The organism is Sphingomonas sanguinis NBRC 13937, assembly GCF_001591005.1.
GTDB lineage: Bacteria > Pseudomonadota > Alphaproteobacteria > Sphingomonadales > Sphingomonadaceae > Sphingomonas > Sphingomonas sanguinis.
On the sequence record NZ_BCTY01000001.1, the window covers coordinates 247,094 to 268,710 of the forward strand.

General features: G+C 65.9%; 13 protein-coding genes. 6 read left to right on the plus strand and 7 right to left on the minus strand.

What is annotated here, in order from left to right:
- The first annotated feature begins 330 nt into the window (after positions 1-330).
- The 3 genes from SSA01S_RS19950 to SSA01S_RS01085 all read left to right on the plus strand — a co-directional run bounded on the left by SSA01S_RS19950 (position 331) and on the right by SSA01S_RS01085 (position 8,446).
- Positions 331-5,268 carry a DUF8508 domain-containing protein gene (locus SSA01S_RS19950; protein WP_061778799.1) on the plus strand — a complete coding sequence of 1,646 codons (4,938 nt, stop codon included), beginning with the start codon at positions 331-333 and terminating at the stop codon, positions 5,266-5,268.
- 89 nt (positions 5,269-5,357) lie between these two features.
- Positions 5,358-7,097: a type I secretion system permease/ATPase gene (locus tag SSA01S_RS01080; protein ID WP_240954732.1), complete on the plus strand. Its 1,740-nt coding sequence runs from the start codon at positions 5,358-5,360 to the stop codon at positions 7,095-7,097.
- A complete protein-coding gene (locus tag SSA01S_RS01085) occupies positions 7,094-8,446 on the plus strand; it encodes an HlyD family type I secretion periplasmic adaptor subunit (protein WP_061778800.1) in 1,353 nt (450 codons plus the stop codon). The genes SSA01S_RS01080 and SSA01S_RS01085 overlap by 4 nt, the downstream gene beginning before the upstream one ends.
- A gap of 182 nt (positions 8,447-8,628) precedes the next feature.
- Here the strand turns inward: SSA01S_RS01085 and SSA01S_RS01090 are convergent, their stop codons facing one another.
- The 7 genes from SSA01S_RS01090 to SSA01S_RS01120 form a co-directional block, all read right to left on the minus strand.
- Positions 8,629-9,456, minus strand: coding sequence for a MipA/OmpV family protein (locus tag SSA01S_RS01090; protein ID WP_206378975.1), 828 nt, complete (start codon positions 9,454-9,456; stop codon positions 8,629-8,631).
- Between the two features lie 43 nt (positions 9,457-9,499).
- Positions 9,500-10,927 (minus strand): efflux transporter outer membrane subunit, encoded by a 1,428-nt coding sequence (locus tag SSA01S_RS01095; RefSeq protein WP_061778802.1) that lies wholly within the window; start codon positions 10,925-10,927, stop codon positions 9,500-9,502.
- Positions 10,920-13,961, minus strand: coding sequence for an efflux RND transporter permease subunit (locus SSA01S_RS01100; RefSeq protein ID WP_061778803.1), 3,042 nt, complete (start codon positions 13,959-13,961; stop codon positions 10,920-10,922). The genes SSA01S_RS01095 and SSA01S_RS01100 overlap by 8 nt, the downstream gene beginning before the upstream one ends.
- Positions 13,962-13,964: 3 nt before the next feature.
- A complete protein-coding gene (locus tag SSA01S_RS01105) occupies positions 13,965-15,140 on the minus strand; it encodes an efflux RND transporter periplasmic adaptor subunit (protein WP_244885499.1) in 1,176 nt (391 codons plus the stop codon).
- Positions 15,140-16,201 carry an AraC family transcriptional regulator gene (locus tag SSA01S_RS01110; protein ID WP_240954740.1) on the minus strand — a complete coding sequence of 354 codons (1,062 nt, stop codon included), beginning with the start codon at positions 16,199-16,201 and terminating at the stop codon, positions 15,140-15,142. The genes SSA01S_RS01105 and SSA01S_RS01110 overlap by 1 nt, the downstream gene beginning before the upstream one ends.
- A 186-nt stretch (positions 16,202-16,387) precedes the next feature.
- Complete coding sequence (locus tag SSA01S_RS01115; RefSeq protein ID WP_061778805.1) at positions 16,388-16,882, minus strand: hypothetical protein; 495 nt, start codon at positions 16,880-16,882, stop codon at positions 16,388-16,390.
- Between the two features lie 77 nt (positions 16,883-16,959).
- Positions 16,960-17,982, minus strand: a complete 1,023-nt coding sequence (locus SSA01S_RS01120; RefSeq protein WP_061778806.1) for a hypothetical protein — start codon at positions 17,980-17,982, stop codon at positions 16,960-16,962.
- Positions 17,983-18,548: 566 nt separating this feature from the next.
- Between SSA01S_RS01120 and SSA01S_RS01125 the strand changes: the two genes are divergently transcribed.
- The 3 genes from SSA01S_RS01125 (at position 18,549) to SSA01S_RS01135 (ending at position 21,525) form a co-directional block, all read left to right on the plus strand.
- Positions 18,549-19,289, plus strand: a complete 741-nt coding sequence (locus SSA01S_RS01125) for a helix-turn-helix domain-containing protein (RefSeq protein WP_156477604.1) — start codon at positions 18,549-18,551, stop codon at positions 19,287-19,289.
- Positions 19,290-19,843: 554 nt separating this feature from the next.
- Complete coding sequence (locus tag SSA01S_RS01130; RefSeq protein ID WP_082794854.1) at positions 19,844-20,260, plus strand: LexA family protein; 417 nt, start codon at positions 19,844-19,846, stop codon at positions 20,258-20,260.
- The gene (locus tag SSA01S_RS01135) at positions 20,257-21,525 is read left to right on the plus strand and encodes a Y-family DNA polymerase (RefSeq protein ID WP_061778808.1); all 1,269 of its coding nucleotides are present in this window, start codon (positions 20,257-20,259) and stop codon (positions 21,523-21,525) included. Before SSA01S_RS01130 ends, SSA01S_RS01135 begins: the two co-directional genes overlap by 4 nt.
- Positions 21,526-21,617 lie beyond the last annotated feature (92 nt).

A 21,617-nucleotide genomic window follows, 5' to 3' on the forward strand; every position in this document is an offset into this window, starting at 1 on the left:
GCCGCGATCGGCAAGGCCTACAGGGCCGGGGGCGCGGTTGCTTGGCAACATCCGCGCTTTCCGGGACGATGGTCTATAAGGGAATGACCTCAGGAAATTTGCAACTCCCCAACACCTGACGTCCCTTCACACCGACCTCCTTTGCAGGCCAAAGCCGAAAGCAGGTCCGGAAAAATCCGAGCGGGCTCGCTTAATCGCAGCTCAGGAACGAACAGCGTCTTATGCCGACCCAATTCATCGGATCGCAATATTCCTGTCACGGTGGAATTATAACGTAGCTGTCATGTTCGACGCAGCGCTCGGAAGCTGCGGGGTGTGGGGAAAGCAGTTATGCCGACGTCGGTCTTCATCAACGAATTCCATTACGACAATGCGGGAAGCGATACGGGCGAGTTCGTGGAGATCGCGGGCGCGGCTGGCACCGATCTGACCGGCTGGAAGATCGTGCTGTACAATGGCAACCCTGCCCAGCGCTCGGCCTATGGCACGGTGGCGTTGACCGGCACCATCGCCGATCAGGGCAACGGCATGGGCACGGTGAAGGTCGCCTATGCGGCGAACGGCATCCAGAACGGCGGCTCGGGTGCCGCCGGAGAGCCCGATGGCCTCGCGCTGGTCGATGCGGCGGGCAATGTCGTGCAGTTCCTGAGCTATGAGGGCAGCTTCGTCGCCGCCGATGGCCCCGCCAAGGGCATGACCAGCGTTAACATCGGCGTCTATGAGGACGGGACGCAGAGCGGCACCGCGCTGGGGCTGGTCGGCACCGGTACGACGGCGGAAGACTTCCACTGGGCGCTGATCAACACCGCGACCGCCGGGGCGGTGAATGCGGGCCAGACCTTCGGCAGCGCCGCGCCGACCCCGATGCCCGGCACGTTGGCGATCGCCGACGCCAGCCTGACGGAAGGAGACAGCGGCACGCGGGAGATCGTCTTCACCGTGACGCGCAGCGATGGCACCGCAGGCGGCGTATCGGCGACCTGGACGCTGAACCTGGGCAGCGGCGCGAGCGCGGCCGACGCGAGTGACTTCGCCGCCGATCTGGTGCGCACGGGCACGGTGACGTTCGCCGAAGGCGCGACCACTGCCCAGATCCGGCTGCCCGTGCTGGGCGATACGGTGTTCGAGGGCGACGAGAGCTTCTCCGTCACACTCTCCGATCCGCAGGGCGGCGCGACGCTGACCCGTGCCGTCGCGACGGGAACGATCGCCAACGACGATGCCGCGCCGCCTGCCCCGCGCGCGAACGTCTTCATCAACGAAATCCACTACGACAATAGCGGCACCGATGTCGGCGAGGCGATCGAGATTGCCGGGGCGGCGGGCACCGACCTGTCGGGCTATAAGCTGGTGCTGTATAACGGCACGAACACGCCCGATGCGGCACCGGTCTATGCGACGACCACCCTGTCGGGCACGATCGACGACGAGGGCAACGGCTTTGGCGCGGTGTCCTTCCGCTATCCGGTCAACGGTCTCCAGAACGGCCCGGCCGACGGCGTGGCGCTGGTCGCGCCGGACGGCACGGTGGTGCAGTTCCTGTCCTATGGCGGCACGATCACCGCGGCAGCGGGCACGGCGGCGGCGGGCCTGACCAGCACCGATATCGGCGTCGCCGAGTCCCCCGCGCCCGGCGCGGGCTTCTCGCTGCAGCTCAAGGGGTCCGGGTCGAGCGCGGGCGATTTCACCTGGACCGCGCCGAGCACCGACAGCTTCGGATCGGTCAATGCGGGGCAGAGCTTCCTGTCGGCGACCGGCACGGGGCATCTGCGCGTCAACGATGCCCGCGTCGTCGAGGGCGATAGCGGCACCAGCAACCTGGTCTTCACCGTGAACCGCGCGGGCGGCACCGCCAACGCCGCCACGGTCGACTATGCGGTCCATCTGGACGGGACCGCCAACGCCGCCGATCTCGGGGCCGCGGCGGTGCTGGCAGGCACGCTTCGCTTCGCGGCGGGCGAGACGAGCAAGCAGATCGTCGTGCCGATCGCGGGCGATACCGTCGGCGAAGGCAATGAAACGCTGTCGGTGACGCTGGGCACCACCAGCGGCGATGTCGTGATCGATCGCGGTACCGCGACCGGCACGATCGTCAACGACGACCCGATCGCACTGTCGATCGGCCAGATCCAAGGCGAGGGTCACAGCTCCGCCTATGTCAACCAGACGGTGGCCACCAACGGCGTCGTGACCGCTGTCGACTCCAACGGCTTCTACCTGCAGTCGGCGGTCGGCGACGGCAATGACCGCACGTCCGACGCGATCTTCGTCTTCACCAGCACCAAGCCGACCGTCCTCGTCGGCGACGAGGCGACGGTGCGCGGCAAGGTGGCGGAATATGCCGGGGACGCCAAGGGCCTGACGGTCACGCAGATCGTCACCCCGACGGTCACCGTTGCCAGCCATGGCAATGCGCTGCCCGCTGCAGTGCTGATCGGGACGGGCGGCGTCCTGCCCCCGGCGCACACGATCGATCACGACCCGCTGACACATTACGACCCCGCGAACGACGGCATCGATTTCTGGGAGTCGCTGGAAGGGATGCGGGTGACGATCGATACGCCCCAGGCGGTATCGAACACCAACGCCTATGGCGAGACCGACGTCGTCGCGTCGCATGGCGTCGGCGCCACCGGCATGAACGATCGCGGCGGCATCACCATTGCGCCCAATGCCGACGGCACGATCGACTACAACCCCGAGAAGATCCAGATCGACGACGACAGCGCGATCTTCGCGGGCTTCAAGCCGGGCTACACCATCGGCGACCAGCTCAGCAGCGTGACCGGCATCGTCCATTATTCGTTCGACAATTACGAGGTGCTGGTCACCGAAGCGGTCACCGTCACGAAGGACGTGACGCTGACCAAGGAGGTCACGCAGCTTCAGGGCGACGCCAACCACCTGGCGATCGCCACCTATAATCTTGAAAATCTCGACACGTCGGACAACAAGTTCGACGTGCTGGCGAGCAACATCGTCTATAATCTGCGCGCGCCCGACATCCTGGCGGTGCAGGAGATCCAGGACGCCGATGGTGCGGGCAGCGGCAGCGACCTGTCGGGCACCGTCACGGCGCAAGGTCTGATCGACTCGATCTACGCCCAGTCCGGCCTGCGCTACGCCTATGTCGAGATCGCGCCGACCACCGCCAATTCGAGCGGCGGCCAGCCCAATGGCAACATCCGCAACGGCTTCTTCTACAATGTCGACCGCGTCTCCTATGTCGAGGGCAGCGCGGCGCTGATCACCGGCAGCGCCTATAACAACAGCCGCAACCCGCTGGTCGCGCAGTTCGAGTTCGCCGGGCAGAAGATCACCGCGATCGACGTCCACTTCACCTCGCGCGGCGGCAGCGATCCGCTGTGGGGCAACACCCAGCCGCCCGCCGACGCGGGCGATGCCGCGCGCACCGCGCAGGCGGCGGGCGTCAAGGCCTATATCCAGGAGCATCTCGCCGACGATCCGTCACTCAACGTGGCGGTGCTCGGCGACTGGAACGGCTTCTACTTTGAAAATGCCCAGACCCAGCTGACCGATCCCGCCAAGGGCGGGGTGCTGACCAACCTCAACACGCTGCTCAGCCCCGAAGAGCGCTACAGCTATATGTTCGGGGGCAATGCGCAGCAGATCGACAATATCCTGGTCACCGGCGGACTGCTCACCAACGCGCAATATGACTCGGTCCACCTCAATTCGCAGTTCGGCGAGGATCGCCCGACCGACCATGATCCGCAATTGGCACTGCTCCAACTTGGCATGGCGCCGCGCGACCTGGTGTTGAGCCATGATGCGGTCGACGAGAATCTGGCGGCGGGCGCCGTCGTCGGCACCTTGTCGGCGACCGACACGGCCAATGACCGGCTCACCTATACCCTGGTCGACGACGCAAAGGGCCTCTTCGTGGTCGATGCCGCGACCGGCGTGGTTACCACCACCGCGCCGCTCGATCATGAGGCGGCGGCATCCTATGCGCTGGTCGCAAAGGTCACCGACAGCGGCGGCCTGTCGACGCAGCAGGCGTTCACGGTCGCTATTGGCGACGTCAACGAGGCGCCGGTCGCCCTGGCGCTGAGCGGCGACCACGTAGCGGAGAATCTCGCCGCCGGAACGGTCGTGGGCACGCTTGCGGCCAGCGACCCGGAGGGCGATGCCCTCGCCTATAGCCTGATCGACAATGCGCAGGGCCTGTTTGCGGTCGACGCGGTAACGGGCGTGGTGACGACGACCGCCGCCCTCGACTACGAGGCGGTGAAGAACTACCAGATCGTCGCGCGGGCAACCGACACGGGCGGCCTGAGCACCGATCACGGCTTCACGATCGTGGTCGACGACGTCAACGAGGCTCCCGTGGCGACGGCGGATGCGGTGGCGGTCGACGAGGATGCGACCACCGCCAATCTCTGGTCCACCTTGCTCGGCAACGATCGCGATCCCGACACCGGCCAGACCCTGTCGATCGTCAAGGTGGACACCAGCGATACGCTGGGTAGCGTGATCTTCGATGCCGCTACGCAGACGCTGAAATATGTCGCGGACCATGACGCCTTCGATGCGCTGGCCACCGGCGCGTCGCAGGTGGATCGCTTCACCTACACCGTGTCGGACGGCCAGGGGCTGACCAGCACGGCCAGCGTGGCGGTCACCGTGACCGGCATCGCCGATGGGGTCGTCCGCACCGGCAGCATCTTTTCCGACACGCTCACCGGCACGGCGGGCGAGGACACGCTGTCCGGTGGCCTGGGCCACGACACGCTTTACGGCCTGGGCGGCCATGATCAGCTCAGCGGCGGGCTCGGCAACGACCGGCTGTTCGGGGGCGACGGCAACGACGTGCTGTTCGGCGGGCTGGGCCATGACGTGCTGGACGGCGGAGCGGGCAACGACATCCTGTTCGGCGGGCTCGGCAACGATACGTTGAGCGGCGGAGCCGGGGCCGATACCTTCCATTTCGGCCGCCTGGACGGCAGCGACACGATCACCGACTTCGACACGGCGCGCGACGCCCTGGTGCTCGACGACGGTATCCGCCTCGCCCATGCACGGGTTCAGGACGTCAATCGCGATGGCGTCAAGGATCTCGTGCTGAGCTTCACCCAGGGAACCAGCGTGACGCTGCTGAATGTCAACGACGTCAAGGCGGTCAAGTTTTCCGGCCCGGATTACTGGTCGGATCACCAGCCGGGGCTCGACGGGCTGCTCGACGATGCCGGCGATTTCCTGACGCATGCGCTGCCCCGGTTCGTGGACTTCAGCCACGGCTTCTGACCCTCGACCCCGTCGGCGACCGGCCGCGCGATCCGTTGGTGGATCGCGCGGCCTTCGCATTCTGACTATGCCATTTTGAATCTACGGTGATGATGCTCGGGCACGATCTTCAGGCCCCTATTCGCGACGCATTGCGGCAATGTCGGCGGCACCTCGCCGCCGCCGCAGGGTTCAGCGCGCTGGTCAATCTGCTCTATATCGCGCCGACCCTGTACATGCTGCAGGTCTATGACCGCGTGGTGCCGACCCAGGGGGTGCAGACGCTGCTCTTCCTGACGGCCGTGCTGCTGTTCGCGCTGGCGACCCTGTCGCTGCTCGATCGGGTGCGCAGTCGGCTGTTGGTGCGCGCGGGCGTCCGGCTCGACACCGCGCTATCGCCCTTGATCCTCGATGCGACGCTGGGGCGGCCCGACCTGCCGGGCGCGCGTGCCGCGTTGCGCGAGTTCGACACGATGCGCGGTACGTTGACCGGACCGGGCATCCTCGCGCTGTTCGACGCGCCCTGGGTGCCGATCTACCTGCTGGTCTGCTTTCTGGTGCATCCCTGGATCGGCGTGGTCGCCGTGCTCGGCTGCGTCGCGCTGCCGATGATTGCCTGGCTCAACGAGCGCGCCACCCACCATCGGCTCGACATCGCGCAGCAGGTCGCCAGCCAGTCCTATGCCAGCCAGGACGCGCTGCTCGGCGCGGCGGACAGCATCCGTGCACTCGGCATGCGACGCGCGATGGTGGCGCGCCAGCTGCGCCAGCGGCGCGCCATGCTGATCGCCCAAACCGAGGCGAACTTCGCGGCGGGCGGTTTCCTGACCGCGGGCAAGTTCGTGCGGCTGGCGTTGCAGTCGCTGGCGCTCGGGCTCGGCGCCTGGCTGGCGGTGGATAACCAGATTTCGGGCGGCGCGATCTTTGCCTCCTCCTTCCTGATCGCCCGCGCGCTCCAGCCGATCGAGCAGCTGATCGCGACCTGGCGGAACATCGTGCAGGCGCGACAAAGCTATGCCAGCCTGCAAGCGCTTCTCGCCACCGCACCCGCGACACAGCGCCCGACGCAACTGCCCCCGCCGCGCGGCGCGATCCAGCTGGAGGGCGTGACCGTGCTGACGGACAGTCGTGACGCGGCGATCCTGCACGGCGTGTCCTTTGCAATCCAGCCCGGCGAGGTCATCGCGCTGATCGGACCGAGCGGGGCGGGCAAGTCCACCCTGATCCGCGCCATCGCGAGCGCGCTGACGCCGGAGCGCGGCACGATCCGTTTCGACGGGGCGGATGCGCGCGACTGGGACCCCGAACGGCTCGCGACGCATATCGGCTATCTGCCTCAGGATTCGGCGCTGTTCGCCGGGACGGTTGCCGAGAATATCGCACGCTTCGCCGGAGAGACCGGCGAGCGTGACGAGGCGCGCGATGCGGCGGTGGTGGCCGCCGCGCAGCAGGTTGGCGCGGATGCGCTGATCCGTCGCCTGTCCGACGGTTACGATCACCGGCTGGGCCTGGGAGGACGCGGGGTCTCGGCGGGCCAGGCGCAGCGGATCGCGCTGGCCCGCGCAGTTTATGGCGATCCGGCGATCCTGATCCTGGACGAGCCCAATGCGCATCTCGACGCCGAGGGCGACGCCGCGCTGGTCCAGGCGCTGGCTGCGTTCAAGGCGGCGGGGCGGACGATCCTGATCGTCTCGCACAAGCTCGGCATCCTGCCCGTGGTCGACAAGCTGCTCGTCCTGCGCGACGGTCGGGTCGAGGGCTATGGACCGCGTGACGACATCCTGCCCAAGGTCATGCCGCCACGCGTCGCCCCGGCACCGCCCCCCGCCGCCACGGTGCGATCGGCATGAACCACACGCCCCCCCTCCCCTCGCCGGACGCCGCCGCGACCGATCTCGCCGATCCGCGCCGGGACATCCGACTGGGCCTGATCGTTGCGGCGCTGTTCTTCATCGGCTTTTTGGGCTGGACGCTGTTCGTCCGGCTCGACGCTGCCGCCTATGCACCGGGAACGCTCGTCGTCTCGGGCCAGCGTCAGGCCGTACAGCATCGCGATGGCGGCATGGTCGGCCAGATCTTCGTCCATGAGGGCGAGCGCGTCCGGCGCGGCCAGCTACTGATGACCCTCGCTGCTGCCGAGGTCCGGGCGCAGGAACGCGCGCTCGCCTCGCAGGCGATCCGCCTGCTGGCGCAGCGTAGTCGCCTGGAGGCGGAACAGATGGGCCGGGCGACCATCACCGAGCCGCGCGAATTCGCCAGCCTGGCGCCGGAGGATCGCGACGAGGCGCGGCTCGCCATGCGGTTGCAGCGGACCGAGCTTGCCGCGCGCACCGCCGTGCTGGCTGCGCAACGCGGCGCCCTGGGCGAGCGGGTCGCCCAGTCGGGCGAGCAGGGCCGCGGCCTTGGCGAGCAGGCGGCCGCGGCGCGCGAGCAGTTGCGGCTGATCAACGAACAAATCGCCGCGCTCCGACCGATCGCCAATCGCGGCTTCGTCTCGCAGACCCGCATGCGCGAGTTGGAGCGCGCCCGCGCCGAACTCGAAGGCCAGCGTGGGCAGTACACCGCCGGAGTCGCGCAGACCGCCGGTGCCGTGCGTGAGAATCGCATTCAGGTATTGGAGGCCGAGCGCGTCTTCCGCGAGCGGACGGCCGCCGACCTGCGCGATGTCGAAAGCCGGTTGGGGGAGGTCATGCCCAGATGGGTGGCGGCGCGGGACCAGCTGGCGCGCACCGCGATCCGGGCCCCGGCGACGGGCGCCGTGGTCGGCCTGACCATCTTTACGCCCGGTGGCGTGATCGCGCCGGGCCAGAAGCTGATGGATATCGTGCCCGAGCGCCAGCCGCTCCGCATCCAGGCGCGCATCGCGCCGGACGACGCCGACGATCTGCATGTCGGACAGCGCACGCTGGTCAAGTTCCCGGGGCTGCACGAACGCACCCTGCCCAACCTCGACGGGACACTGAGCCGCCTGTCCGCCGACAGCTTCACCGACGAGAAGACGGGCCAGACCTATTTCACCGGCGAGGTGACCGTGCCGCTCGACCAGATCGCGCTGATCCGCAAGGTGCGGGGCCGCGACTTCGCGCTGCGCGCCGGAATGCCGGTCCAGGTCCTGATCCCGCTACGCAAGCGCACCGCGCTGGATTACGCATTGGAGCCGCTGGTCGGAAGCTTCTGGTCTTCATTTCGGGAGCATTGACTCGGCCCGGTGACCTTCGAGCAATGATATTCAGACAATCTGGCATCGACTTCGAACGCTTAGGAGTACTGCACAAAAGGAAGGCGATATTCTCTCCGTGAACTACACATCTATGCCACGCAGAACCGGATGGTGGTTTGGCCGACGCTGAGCCGCGGGATTGGCGGCCGCGCTATGGCCGGTTAAAAGCTATAGGCGAGCCCCAGCGCCCCCAGCCACTGGCCGCGAGACCCGGCCTTCGCGACGATCGGACTATCGCCGATGCTGCCGGTCATCGCCCCGTACGTGCCAAGCGCGACGAGTTGGACGCCGTGCAGGAGATTGCCACGCACCGTCCGAACCCCGATCAGGCCAATGGTCCAGCTTTTCAACCCTCCCTTCGCATCATAGACGGGCAGGCCGCTTCGGATGCTGTCGGCGGGTGAGATGCTGTAATAGGTTCGGGCATAGCGATCTTCGGCGATGTCGGCCGATGCCGTAAAGGCCACCGCCGCATGAAGCGAGAGCGGCGTGAAATAGGTCAGGCTGGGCTGCCAGACCCCCGCTTCATGCACGCCGGAGACGTCGTGCCGATAAGACAGCGCCATGGTGAGCTTGTCATAGGAGCTGGTCACCACTCCCGTCTTCTGAACCCCGACATAGCCGCCCATTTCAACGGCCAGGCCAAGTGCTCCGAGCGCCCGCACACGAGGATCGTGAATAGCGCCCATGGCGCTGCGATTGAAATTGATCTGGGCAACCGGCCCCACCTGTACCTGCCAGACCGGCCCGGGTCGATCGCGCAGCAGATTGAGGCTGGCCTGGTTGCCGGCAACGACGAAGCTGTGTCCCTTGACCGATCCGATCGCGGCGGGCGCGAAGACCGGGCGGTAATGATCCGAACCCTCATAGTCGGGAACGACCGCCAACCCCGCACCGACTGCGACGATGTCGCGATCGAGGGGGTCGGTGTCCTGACGGGACTGGGCCGTGACGGGCGCAGGAAACAGGCAGGCGGTCAGCCATGCCATCGCGCCAAAGACAGGAAATTTCGACACAGGAAGAACCTTTCGATCAGCCGCCGAGGGCGACGTGCAGCTGGATGCGGGCGAGCGCGCCAGCGATGGTCTGGCGGAGCAGCGCCCGCTCGGCGGCGGTCTGTGCGGCTTGCGCCTCGATCAGCGGCCCGGCGGCGATGTCGCCGCGCCGATATCGCGCCTCGATCGCGGCCACGGTTTGCGTTTGGGCAAGGCTGTCGATCGTCGCCAGCACCCGCCGTCGGTCGAGCGTCCGCACCATGGCCAGCGCATCGTCCACCTCGCGCCAGGCATCGCGCACCGTCTTCTGATAGGTAAGGGCGGCGCGGCGCTCTTCGGATCGACGGAGCGACAATTGGCGTTGCAGCCGCCCCCCCGCAAAGATCGGGATCGACAGCACCGGGCCGACGCCGGTGGTACGCGCATCCCACCCGAAATCGGCCAGGTTCAACACGTCGATGCCGAAGAGGCCGGAGAGGTTGAGGCTGGGATAGAAATCCGCCTGCGCGGCACCGATCGCGGCAGTTGCCGCGTGCAGCGCGGCCTCCGCGGCCAAAATGTCCGGTCGGCGGCGGGCGAGATCGCTGGGAATGCCGGGCGCGGGGGCGGCCAGCATCGGCATAGCGAACCGATCGGTCGCGTCGAGAGGTGGCGTATCCGGGTTGCGGCCGACCAGCACCGTCAAGGCGCGGGCGGTGCGCGCGATATCAGCGTCGAGCGTCAGCAGCGCATCCTGTCTCGCCCGCCGCTCCCGATCCGCCGCGCGAACGTCGATGCCGGTGGCCAGTCCTCGCGTCTGGAGTGCCGTGGCGATGGCGAGCGTACGGTCGCCCAGCGCCTGCTCGCGAAGCGCAAGCCTGCGCTCCTCCACCAGTCCGCGCCATTGCCAATAGGTCTGCGCGACCGCTGCCTCGACCGACAGCCGCGCACCCCGGGTGGCGGCGTCCGCTTGCGCGGCCCCGGCGGTGGCGGCCTCCACCTCGCGCCGGGTTTTGCCCCATAGGTCGATGGCCCAGCTGGCGCTGATATCGGTCTGGTAGAGATCGAAGGCATAGCCCTTGGGGATCGTAGCGTCGGCGGCATTCGGCGACTGGCCCAGCAGCGGCGCCAGGACGCCGGCCAGCCCGGCGGTGCCGATGCGGTTGCGACTATAGCCGAGCTGTGCGCCCACCTGCGGCAGGCTGTCGGCATGCTTGGCGTCGCGGGCGATCCGCGCCGCGACCAGCCGCTCCTCGGCGATGCGCAGGTCGAGATTGGCGGCGCGCGCCTCATCCTCCAGCCGGTCGAGCAGCGGGTCGCCGAAGCTGCGCCACCAAGGCGCATCCGGCTGGGCCGGTGCTGCGACGCTCCCCGGCCACCGCGCGGGCAGGTCGGCGAGGGGCGGATGGAAATCCGGGCCGACCGTGCAGCCGCCCAGCAGCAGCAGCGCAGCCAAGCCCGCGCCGACGGTGCGACGATCAATCATGCGCGGTCTCCTTGGCAGTATCCTCGCGGCCGAAGAGCAAGAGGTAGAAAGCGGGCAGCGCGACCAAGGTCAGGATGGTCGCGCCGATCAGTCCGCCGATCATCACGATCGCCATCGGCCCCCAGAAGATGTTGAAGCACAGGGGGATGAAGGCGAGCACGGCGGCCAGGGCGGTCAGCACCACGGGGCGCGCGCGGCCGATCGTTGCCTCGATCACCGCGGTACGCACCGTCATCCCCTCGGCCCGGTGCATCTCCACCTGATCGACCAGAATGATGGTGTTGCGCATGATCATCCCGGCCAGCGCGATCAGCCCCAGCAGCGCGACGAAGCCGAACGGCGCGCCCGTCAGCAGCAGAGCCGCCACCGCGCCGATGATCCCCAGCGGCGCGGTCGCCAGCACCAGCAGGGTTCGCGGCAGGCTCTGCAACTGGATCATCAGCAGCACGAGCATGATCCCGATCGTGACGGGCAGCAGACGATAGATCGCGCGGTTGGCGTCGGCGGACAATTCGCCGTCGCCGCCCTCCGCGATGTCATATCCGGGCGGCAGCGCAGCGCGGATGGCGGCGATGCGCGAAGCGGCGGCGTCGACGATTTCGGAGGCCTGGACGTCGCCGATCATGTCGGCCTGCACCGTGATGGTTTGCGCGGCATCGCGCGTCCAGACGATCGGCTGTTCGGTGGTCGGCGACAGCGTTGCGACCTCGCTCAGCGGCACCATGCCGTGCGGTGTCGATACGGGCATGTCGATCAGACCGCCCAGGTCGTGCCGATCCTCGGCCCGACCGCGCACTATGATATCGATCCGCTTTGTCCCACGCAGCACCGCGCCGCCGGGCGCGCCCGACAACGTGGCGGCAAGATCGCTCGCCACCTGCGCCCGGTCCACCCCCAGCGCCGCCGCACGCGCCGGATCGATCCGGTAGCGCGCGACCGGTGCGGCGATGCCCCAGTTGATCTGAACCGCCGTGGACGATGGGATGGCGCGCAGCACCGCCGCGATCCGCTGAGCGATCGCGCGCAAGCGGATGGGATCGGGCCCGGTCACCCGGTATTGGACCGGCGATCCCAGGCTCGGCCCCAGCGACAGGCGACGCACATGCAGGCTGGCGCCCGGGATGCCCGGCATCCGCTCCAGCGTCTCGATCAGCGCATCGCGCGCCGCCAGATCGCTGGCCACCAGCATCACCGTCGCGTTCGCCGGATTGGGCAAGGCCGGACCATAGGGAAGGTAGAAGCGCGGCGCCCCGCGACCGACGAAGCTGTCCACGCTGCGGATGCGCGAGTCGCCGTGCAGCAGGGTCTCCAGCCGCCGGGTCGCCGCCGCGGTCGCCTCGATCGAGCTGCCCGGCCGCATCGCGAGGTCGACCATCACCTCGGGCCGGTCGGAATAGGGAAAGAATTGCTGCCGCACGCGTGTCGCGCCGAGCAGGCCGACCGCCAGCAACGCGATCGTGATGCCAGCGACCAGCCAACACCGGTTCAGCGCCCACTCGATCGCGGCGCGCAGTCGCCGGTAGAGTCCGGCCGGCCCGGCCGCATGGCCCTGCCCCCGCGCCATGTCCGGCAACAGCTTGACGCCCAGGAACGGGGTGAAGACCACGGCGACGATCCAGCTGACCAGCAGCGCCGATCCCGTCACCCAAAAGATGCCGCCCGCATATTCACTGGTCGTCGACTGAGCGAGACCGACCGGCAGGAAGCCGACGACGGTGATCAGCGTGCCGGTCAGCATCGGAAAGGCGGTGTGCGTCCAGGCATAGGCTGCGGCCTGATGCCGATCGACGCCCTGCTCCATCTGGACCACCATCGCTTCGACGCTGATGATCGCATCGTCGACCAGGAGGCCGAGCGAGAGGATCAGCGCGCCAAGCGAAATCCGCTCCAGCCCGATCCCCGCCACCCCCATGTACAAAGCGACGATCGCCAGCGTCAGCGGCACCGATAGCGCCACGACGATCCCCGTCCGCCAGCCGAGCGTGACGAAGGCGACGACCAGCACGACGGTCAACGCGCAGAAGAACTTGATGAGGAAGGTGTTCACCGCCTCGCGGATATTGGCGCTCTGGTCCTCGACCTGCGTCAGCCGCGCACCGGCGGGCAGCGTGCGCCGAACCTGCTCGGCGGCCGCGCGGATCGCCTTGCCGAAGCCAAGTCCGTCCGCGCTCGGCCGCATCGACACCGCCAGAATGACCGCCGACCGGCCGTCATGGCGCACCACCGCCTCGGGCGGATCGGCAAAGCCCCGCGCCACCGTCGCCATATCACCCAAACGCATCGCGCCGGACGGCGTCGGGATCGACGCGCTTTCCAGATCGCGAACGTCGTCCACCTCGCCGTCCAACCGTACGGGCGTCTGCATCGCGGCCTGCACGCCGCCCGCCGGGGCAATCGCCTGACGCTGCGCCAGTACCTGGGCCAGGCGACCGGGCGACAGGCCCATGCCCGCCAGCCGCCGCGGGTCGACATCGACGAACAACCGCTGAGGCAGTTCGCCGATGATCTCGGCCTTGCCCGCTCCGGGTACGCGCAGCATCGTATCGCGCGCCTGCTCCGCCAGCCGGACAAGCCGGGCATTGTCCGCGCCGGTCAGGGCAAAGACGTAACCATAGACGTCGGCATTGTCCTCACTCGCCGCCAGCGAAGCGCCGCCCGGCAACGCCGGCTCGATGTCCTTCAGCTTGCGCCGGACCTGTTGCCAGACATCCTTGATCTGTCCCGGAGGGGCTGCGTCCTTCAGCTCGACGGTGATGACGCAGGCGCCGTCGAGGCAATAGGTCTGGAGATAGTCGAGATAGTCGATCCCGCGTAGCGTGCGCTCGACCGGATCGGCGACCTGCGCCTGCATCTGCGCCGGGGTCGCGCCGTCCCAGCGAGCGGAAACGATCATTTCCTTCAGCGTGAAGCCGGGATCTTCGTTGCGCCCCAGCGCCAGGAACTGCGCCGCGCCCGCGACGAAGAGCAGCGCGATCAGGAAACCCACCAGGGCGGGGTGCCGGATCGCCCAGCGGGAGAGGTTGAGCCGGTCCATGGCTTAGTGGAACCCCGGCTCGATACCGGCATCGACCACGCTCTGTCCGTCGACCAGCGTGTCGGCGGCGGTAGCGACGATCGACTGGCCATCGCGAAGACCCGTGACCAGCGCATCGCGCCCCAGCCATGACGCGATCCGCACCGGCTGACGCCGTATGTGGCTGTCGGGCTGCAGCGTCCAGACATAGGGGCGCGTGTCCGCATCGCCGATGGCAGACAGGGGGACGCGGACCTGCTGGTCCGGCGTGGGGGTGCGCAGGGTAAGCGTGGCCATGCTGTTGTAGGGCGGTGGCGATCCCGTGCCGCTCAGGACGAAGCGGGCATCGCGCAGATGCGACGTCGGATCGCCCTCCGGCGCGAGGAGGCGCAGCCGGGCGGTGAACGTGTCTGCGCGGCTCGGCATGCCGACATCGGCCATCATCCCGGACGTCAGGCGCAGATCGGCCGGTGCGTGGATCTCCACCTCGGGCGCGCCGCTTGCGAGTTTCAGCACCGCCCTGCCCGCCTCGACGACGCTGCCCGGTTCGACGAGGCGCGCGGTGATGACCCCATCCTGCGGCGCGACCAGCATCGCGTCCGACAGCATGTCGCGGCTGCGCCGAACGACTGCAGCGGCAGCGGCGACCTTGGCGGCCGCCGCGCGGGCGGCCAGTGCCCGCTGGCGGACCTCGGCGCTCGACAATGCGCCAACGCCGTCCAGTCCGCGCGACCGGTCGGCCGCATCCTGCGCTGTCCGCGCATCGGCGGTGGCGGCGGCGAGCTCGGCCTCGGCCTGCGCCGCTCCGGCGTCGGCTTCGGCCTTGCTCAGGCGGCCCAGCACCTGACCGGCGCGCACCGTATCGCCGACCTGAACGGTGAGCGTCAGCACCCTTCCGGGCCGTTTGAACGCGAGCATCGTCTCACGATAGGGGCGCACGACGCCGCTGAACTGGCGAAGCGCGCCGCCCGCGGCATGAACGGGCACGACATCGACGATCGCCGTATCACGATCGGGTTGCTGTGACGGCGGCGACGCACAGGCGGACAAGCCGGACAGGGGTAGCAGAAGCGCGACGAAGTGACGATGGCGAACAAACGGCATGACGGCCTCCAGAAAGCGGAACGGGCGCGCCATGCCGGGTGTGACGCGCCGCGCCTCCCGGATTTCCGATTTTGACCGATCGATTTCGAAATTCATCAGTCCGACAGGGGCGGAGTCCCCAGATGGCGGCGACGGTAGGCGCTGGGTGTCTCGCCTTGCCGCGCCTTGAAGCTGCGGTTGAAGACCGCCAGGCTGCCAAACCCTGCGTCCATCGCAATGGTCAGGATCGGCACGTCCGCCTGTTCGGGGTCAGCCAGCGCAGCGCAGACCTCGGCCACGCGCAGTCCGTTCAGATAGTCGCTGATGTTGCGATGCCCGAAACGGCCATTCACCAGCCGACGGACGCGATATTCGGGCACGTCGAGCCGCGCGGCGATCGCACCGATAGTCAGCTCGGGCTCGCGGTACAGGCGGTCCTGCATCATCGCCCTATCGAGCGCACGGGCGAGCGGCTCGTCCTGCTCCTGCGGCGGGGACGGATCGGTGGCGATCACTAGGGGCAGCGTGCTGTCGGGCGCGGCGGATGCGAACATGTCCCGATGCCGCAGTCCGAACAGCAGCAGCGCGAGACCGAACGTCCCCATCAACATGCCGATCGCGCTCGCGATACCGGCCATGGCAAAGCTGCCGAAGACCCGACCGACGACCTCCGCGCCGATCGTCCAGAGCACGACCATCGTGACGATGACGACGAACGCCACGCGCGCGCGCCGCCGCGCCTCCACTAGATCGGTCGCGCGGTTCTGCCAGGCATGGCGCAGCGCATCGACGGTGAGGGCTATGCCCGCGACGTACAGAAGCCCATCGAGCAGATGGAGCGGTGCATGCGTCCCCCGCTCGCCGCCGATCACGGCCGCGCTGACGCCGAGATAACCCAGCGCCAGGCCCAGTTCGGCAACGCCCGGGCGGAAATCGTCATCGAACCACGAACGGGCAAACAGCCAGAACAGCGGCAAACTCGCCGATCCGGCAACTTGCAGCACCGCGTTGAGCATCGGCAAGCCCTGCATGAAAGGCAAGCCGGCCACCTCCGCCAGCAGCGCGGCGAATGCCAGGGCCGCGCCGTAGCGACCAGCGCGGGTCGGTGCTTCGCTGAGGAATAGCGCAATCGCCAGTGCGAGCAACGTGGCGATGCCGCCGTGCAGCGAGGCTTCCATGGAGAGCAAGCGGTTCTTTCTTGGCCAGCGGTGATCGAGGGCGAGAAACACGCAATAGGCAGTTTGCTAGAAGACCGGAACATCAAGGTGTCAATGGGGGGACGTCCTACCTCACGCGCGCCGCAACTTGCGGGTTGGCTCTTTCCGCCGCTGCCAAGGCCTGCCGTAACGCAGCACGATTGCCGATCAATGAGGCTCACGCCCCGGCACATCCTCAAGCGGTATAACTTTTCCAAAGTCGGGATGAGATGCGAACGAAGCACGAATGGACGAGGCATCAGGGGCCTTTTCCAACAGCTTGCGCCTGGCCTCTTCAACCGCAATTTCTTTCCGCATAGCCAGCGCGCGCCGGAGGATTGCAGGGATTTGTCCAGCTCGAGCAATGATTGCCGATACGGCTGCTAACACAATTGCAGCCGCTGCCCGTGGTAGGATTTCCGTCGTTAGGTACGGTACTTTTACTAATATCGAAGGCGGCTCTACCGACAGCGCCATCAGCCCAGCGAACGCGATGGCGGTACACCCGAACATCAAGAAAAGCGCATCCATCGCCAATCGAATCTCGGTGTCGAGCTTCTCTATTGACTGTACCGACCGACCGCTGGCCGTCATCCCATTCACGAGCAAAGTAATAGTCGGCAATAGGCTGGCGCTGAAAAGTCCGAGAAATGTCACGAGCATATGGCTGGCGTCGCCCGACAATATGCCCGGCGACAACGAGGCTCCGACTGCGGCTGATGCCGCTAAGCCCAGCCAAGCTACCCTTCGAACCTGCAATCAATCTTCCCAGTTGCTGCCCAATCGCGCAAAGCGTTCACAATCTGTTCCATAGCACTGGCCGGGTCGAGAAGCGAGCGCTGCGTTTCGACCTGCCTTTGCACGGACAGTTTCACGATGCCACCTTTCTCCGAACCATTGCCTCGCAACCCCAAGTCGGACGCATCGATATTCCGTAATGCCTCATTGATCGTAGCGCGCGAAATCGCCTTCTTCCTGCGGCGCTCCTTGATGAAAACCTTGAAGTACCCTTCGATCCAACCATCGTCAGGTACCTCGCCCTTGAGGCTGGTGATAGCCTCATTGCTCCATCCGAGCATGCGCAACACGTCGAAGACGGTCGCCCCCTCATCGCGGGCTGCGCCGGCCTCACGTCCCGCGATTTCAGCGCCGCCGTCACGCTGGCGCGCCGGCCGCTCATCGCTCCGATTTGGTGTGGCGGCGACGGTAATCTCGGACGACTCATCGAGCTCCTTTCCGTCACCCGCGAGGAATTTCCCATTGAGGATGATGGCGCGCCCCGGCTCCAGTTCATCAGCCTTTTGTAGGAGCGCGGTGAGGTAGCGCTCGAGGGTTCGCCCCCGGACTTGTTGACCTTCGATCAAGCCCACGTGATTGCCGATCACAGCAAAATATAAGGCTCCCTTCAGAACACGCGTGCGCTCGCCGACATTCAAGTTCTGCAGCACAAATTCAGCCGTGTCTTCATCCAAAGATTGGGTCACAGCTTGGACATCAGATCCCTCCTGCAGCTGTATGAGCTGGCCAGCAAAGATAGGGCCGTCCCAGGTGCCTGGATCGGTCAGCTTGTTGAGAATGACGAAGCTCTGGTCTTGGTCGATATCCAGGATACGATGTTTGGCGTTGGTATCCCAGCGCCGCCGCCGAAGGACATCGACCAACATTGCCTTCAGGTCAGCGTGTTCACCCAGCTCGTCAGTCTTCATCTGGCGATATTGAATTGTCGTTGTTTTGCTCGGCACGAATCTCTCCTTGTTGATCAAGAATGAGCCACAGGAAATGATAAGAGTCGAGCCGATAGTTTCTATAGGCGGCTAGCCAGTCTGCCGCCTTAGGTTCGTTTGTATTGGGCGGGTTTGAACTTTTGGCGCGACTTCGAATTACACCGTACCTAATATGCAGCGGATCGTACCCGGCGCGCGACGTGCGAAGGCAGCCTCAGAGGTTGATAGGGTTCAGAACCCCGCGCGTCGGGAAATAAGTCCGGGAACCTGCATGCGGGTGGCCGAAAGCTCCTTTCGGAGGCGATTCCAAGGTCATCTGAATGATCGGGGAGAGAGGATTAGATCCTCCAGCCCCTGCCTCCCTAAGACAATTCCTACGCCGCAAAGTGCAGAACGGCCTGTGTATAACTATTGGACAACTCACCAAGCCCTTAGAAAAGCTTGGCTGGGGCGGCAGGATTCGAACCTGCGTATGACGGTACCAAAAACCGCATTAAGTCTAAGTTTTCCGCCATCTCTTTGCAGAATACGACGAAATCGTCCGACACAACTTCAACAACTTACAACAATTCCGCAGAAGATGTTTTCCATGCGGTGGCGTCATAATGGCGGCCGGTTTCGGCCAGCTTGCCGCTTCCATTCTTTCAACCACGCCCGGCCATCGTAAAGAGGGTGATGCAACTGATCCGGTACGTCGCGGCAGCTTTCACGAGGACAGTCGCCAGGCAAAGCCTTGGCGCCGCCATGGTGACGGCGATCGTCGCAAATGGAGCGTGTTCAAAGGTGCGGCCCTGTGTGCCTTTGACAAGCTCTACAAATCGCACAGCGTGCAGCTGCGTCAGGAGCGGGCCGATCGCCGTGCTGGCAAGCGCGAGGACGTCACCGATCCGCGCAAGCGGCTGCATGGCGACGACCGCGCGGTCCTCGCCTATTTGCTCGATCGGTTCAATCACGTCACCGGTGAGCTTTTCCCGCGCATCAAAACGATCGTCAGCGCCGTCGGCAAGAGCGAGGGGTTCGTTAAGGCGGCCCTCGCACGCCTTCGCCAGTTTGGTTTCGTCTGCTGGGTACGCCGCACGAAAACCAAGCAGGGGTCGGAAGGGCAAGCCGGGCCGCAGCTAGAGCAGACCTCGAACGCATATTTCTTCGCGTGGGGGGAGCAGTTGGTCCACGAGGCCAAGGGCGCATTTCAGAATCTGGTGACCATTGGCCTGAAGAAGTTGCGGGGCTCAACCGGTGTGGCGAAGCCCGCGTGGCCTAGCGACCCCGCCCTGGCAGCGGCGCTTGCGGGGGTCGCGGCCGGGATCGATCGCCGCGACCTTCCTGTGTCTAGCGCGAGTACATAATTTGCCCACTACCCGGAGGAAGATCTAAGAATAAAAGGAAACGCTACGCGTTGCGCTGTTAGATGGATGCCCCCCGCCTCACCCGAGCGGAACCACCGTTCCCACTCGCCAAGATCCGGCGGGCGGGTGCGTCGGCTATGCCGACGCGGTGCTGCCTGGGGAGCAGCAAGCGGCTTTTGCACGCCTCCCCACACAGGGCCGCCAAGCGTATCTGGGTGCATCAGGATGCATCACCGGCCGAGCGCTAGTTTCGCCTCTCAGTACCCCGGAAAACCGGGCTGCATCAAATGTTGAGACTGCATCAAAAGCGACCCAAAAAGCAGGCGGGCGAGGCGGGGGGTCCTGCGCGGAAATCGGGGTCGCGACGAAATCGAACAAAATCGTATAATAAAATTACATTGTAACATTTTTGCCACATTTTATAATTTTATTACTTAATTTTAGTATACTATTAGGCCTGCAAAAAGCGGCTGAAAATGAGACACTAACGCGGACGTTGACCGATGTTCTATTTATGTTCCAGATGGCAGCTTAATTGAGTCGCTGGAACGTCGATGCAACTGCGTGAGATCCCCTACCACCTGGTGCCGCGCGAGGTGCAGATGCTCCTATGTCGCACGCCCGCTGGGTTCCCCTCTCCGGCCCAGGACGACATGGAGGAGCCCATCGACCTGGGTGCCTGGCTCGTCGAGCAACCAGCCGCCAGTTACATCATGCGCGTCGAGGGCGGCTCGATGGTGGGGGCTGGCATCACCGACGGTGACCTGATCGTCGTCAACCGCGCCAAGCGCCCGCGCTCGGGATCCATCGTGGTGGCGCTGGTGCACGGAGACCGCACCCTCAAGCGTCTGAAGAAACTCGACGGCCGCTATTGGCTGGTCCCCGAAGCCGAGGGCTTCTCACATATCCTCGTCGACGAGTATGTCGACATATGGGGTGTGGTGGTGGGCGTGGCGCGCAGGGTCGTATGACCACCCCGATCGCCCTGATCGACTGTAATAACTACTACGTCAGCTGCGAACGGGCTTTCGACGCCAGCCTGATCGGCGTGCCGGTCATCGTCCTGTCGAACAATGACGGCTGCGCCATCGCCCGTAGCGCCGAGGCCAAGGCACTGGGGATCAAGATGGGTGATCCGCTGCACCATCTGCGCGACCTGATCCGCCAGCACGAGATCCGCGTCCGGTCTTCTAACTATGCGCTCTACGGCGATATGCAGCGCCGGGTCGTCGCGGCCTGTGAATCATTCGTGCGCGATTTTGAGATTTACTCGATCGACGAGATCTTCCTCGACCTGGCGGGTTTCGAAGACCGCGACCTGGTCGACCATGCCCATCGGTTGCGCGACCAGGTGCTGCGCTGGACCGCGATCCCTACCTGTGTCGGCATCGCCCCGACCAAGACGCTGGCGAAGCTGGCGAACGCCACCGCCAAGAAACAGCCTGGGTTCGGCGGCGTCGCGGATCTACGCGACGATCGCCTGCGCGACGACGTCATGCACGCCTTTCCGATCGAGGACGTTTGGGGCGTCGGCCGCGCAACCGCCATGAAGCTGACGGCGCTGGGGATCACGACAGCGGCCGCGCTGCGCGATATACCGATGAAACAGGCGCGCGGGGTCGGCACCGTCGTCTTAGAGCGCCTGGTCGCCGAGTTGCGCGGCGTCCCGTCCAACGCGATCGAGGCGGTCGAGCCCACTCGCAAGGGCATGGCCGTCACCCGGTCGTTCGGCACGCCGGTTACCCATTTCGACGCGATGATGGGCGCGCTGTCGCAATACGCGCTGCGCGCCGGGGAAAAGCTGCGCCAACACGGCCTGGTCGCGGGCAGGCTGACCGCGTTCTTTCATACCAATCGCCACAAGCCTGACCGGCCGCAATATGCAGGTTCCAGGGCCACTACCCTCCACCCGATGACCAGCGACAGCTTGGAGCTGATCGCGGCCGCCAGGCGCTGTGCAGAGCGCGCCTGGCGGGACGGCTATGCATACACGAAGGCCGGGATCCTCCTGGACGATCTGACGATCGCCAGCGAGCGACCACGTACGCTATTCGAAGGCGACAGTGACCGGCGCGACCGATTGATGGCCGCGCTCGACCAAGTGAATGGTCGGTTCGGCAAATTGACGATCGTGACGGCTGGTCAAGGTTTCCGGCGCCAATGGCAGCTTCGATCGGATATGCGGTCACCTGCTTGGACAACTAACATTGCGGATGTGCCAATTGCCACTGCGTGAACAAGAAACATTCAACCTTTTTCGTTATTTACAATCATAATACATGAGAAATTCGTCGCTAAAATGTTGATTATTAGCCTTCTATTGTTTGC

Bases quoted from the DNA above. Each gene is read 5' to 3' on its own strand.
- SSA01S_RS01090 (WP_206378975.1), bottom strand. From the start codon at position 9,456: ATGGCATGGCTGACCGCCTGCCTGTTTCCTGCGCCCGTCACGGCCCAG.
- SSA01S_RS01105 (WP_244885499.1), bottom strand. From the start codon at position 15,140: ATGAATTTCGAAATCGATCGGTCAAAATCGGAAATCCGGGAGGCGCGG.
- SSA01S_RS01110 (WP_240954740.1), bottom strand. From the start codon at position 16,201: ATGGAAGCCTCGCTGCACGGCGGCATCGCCACGTTGCTCGCACTGGCG.
- SSA01S_RS01135 (WP_061778808.1), top strand. From the start codon at position 20,257: ATGACCACCCCGATCGCCCTGATCGACTGTAATAACTACTACGTCAGC.
- SSA01S_RS01095 (WP_061778802.1), bottom strand. From the start codon at position 10,927: ATGATTGATCGTCGCACCGTCGGCGCGGGCTTGGCTGCGCTGCTGCTG.
- SSA01S_RS01125 (WP_156477604.1), top strand. From the start codon at position 18,549: ATGGCGGCCGGTTTCGGCCAGCTTGCCGCTTCCATTCTTTCAACCACG.
- SSA01S_RS01085 (WP_061778800.1), top strand. From the start codon at position 7,094: ATGAACCACACGCCCCCCCTCCCCTCGCCGGACGCCGCCGCGACCGAT.
- SSA01S_RS01130 (WP_082794854.1), top strand. From the start codon at position 19,844: ATGCAACTGCGTGAGATCCCCTACCACCTGGTGCCGCGCGAGGTGCAG.
- SSA01S_RS01080 (WP_240954732.1), top strand. From the start codon at position 5,358: ATGATGCTCGGGCACGATCTTCAGGCCCCTATTCGCGACGCATTGCGG.
- SSA01S_RS01115 (WP_061778805.1), bottom strand. From the start codon at position 16,882: ATGCTCGTGACATTTCTCGGACTTTTCAGCGCCAGCCTATTGCCGACT.
- SSA01S_RS01100 (WP_061778803.1), bottom strand. From the start codon at position 13,961: ATGGACCGGCTCAACCTCTCCCGCTGGGCGATCCGGCACCCCGCCCTG.
- SSA01S_RS19950 (WP_061778799.1), top strand. From the start codon at position 331: ATGCCGACGTCGGTCTTCATCAACGAATTCCATTACGACAATGCGGGA.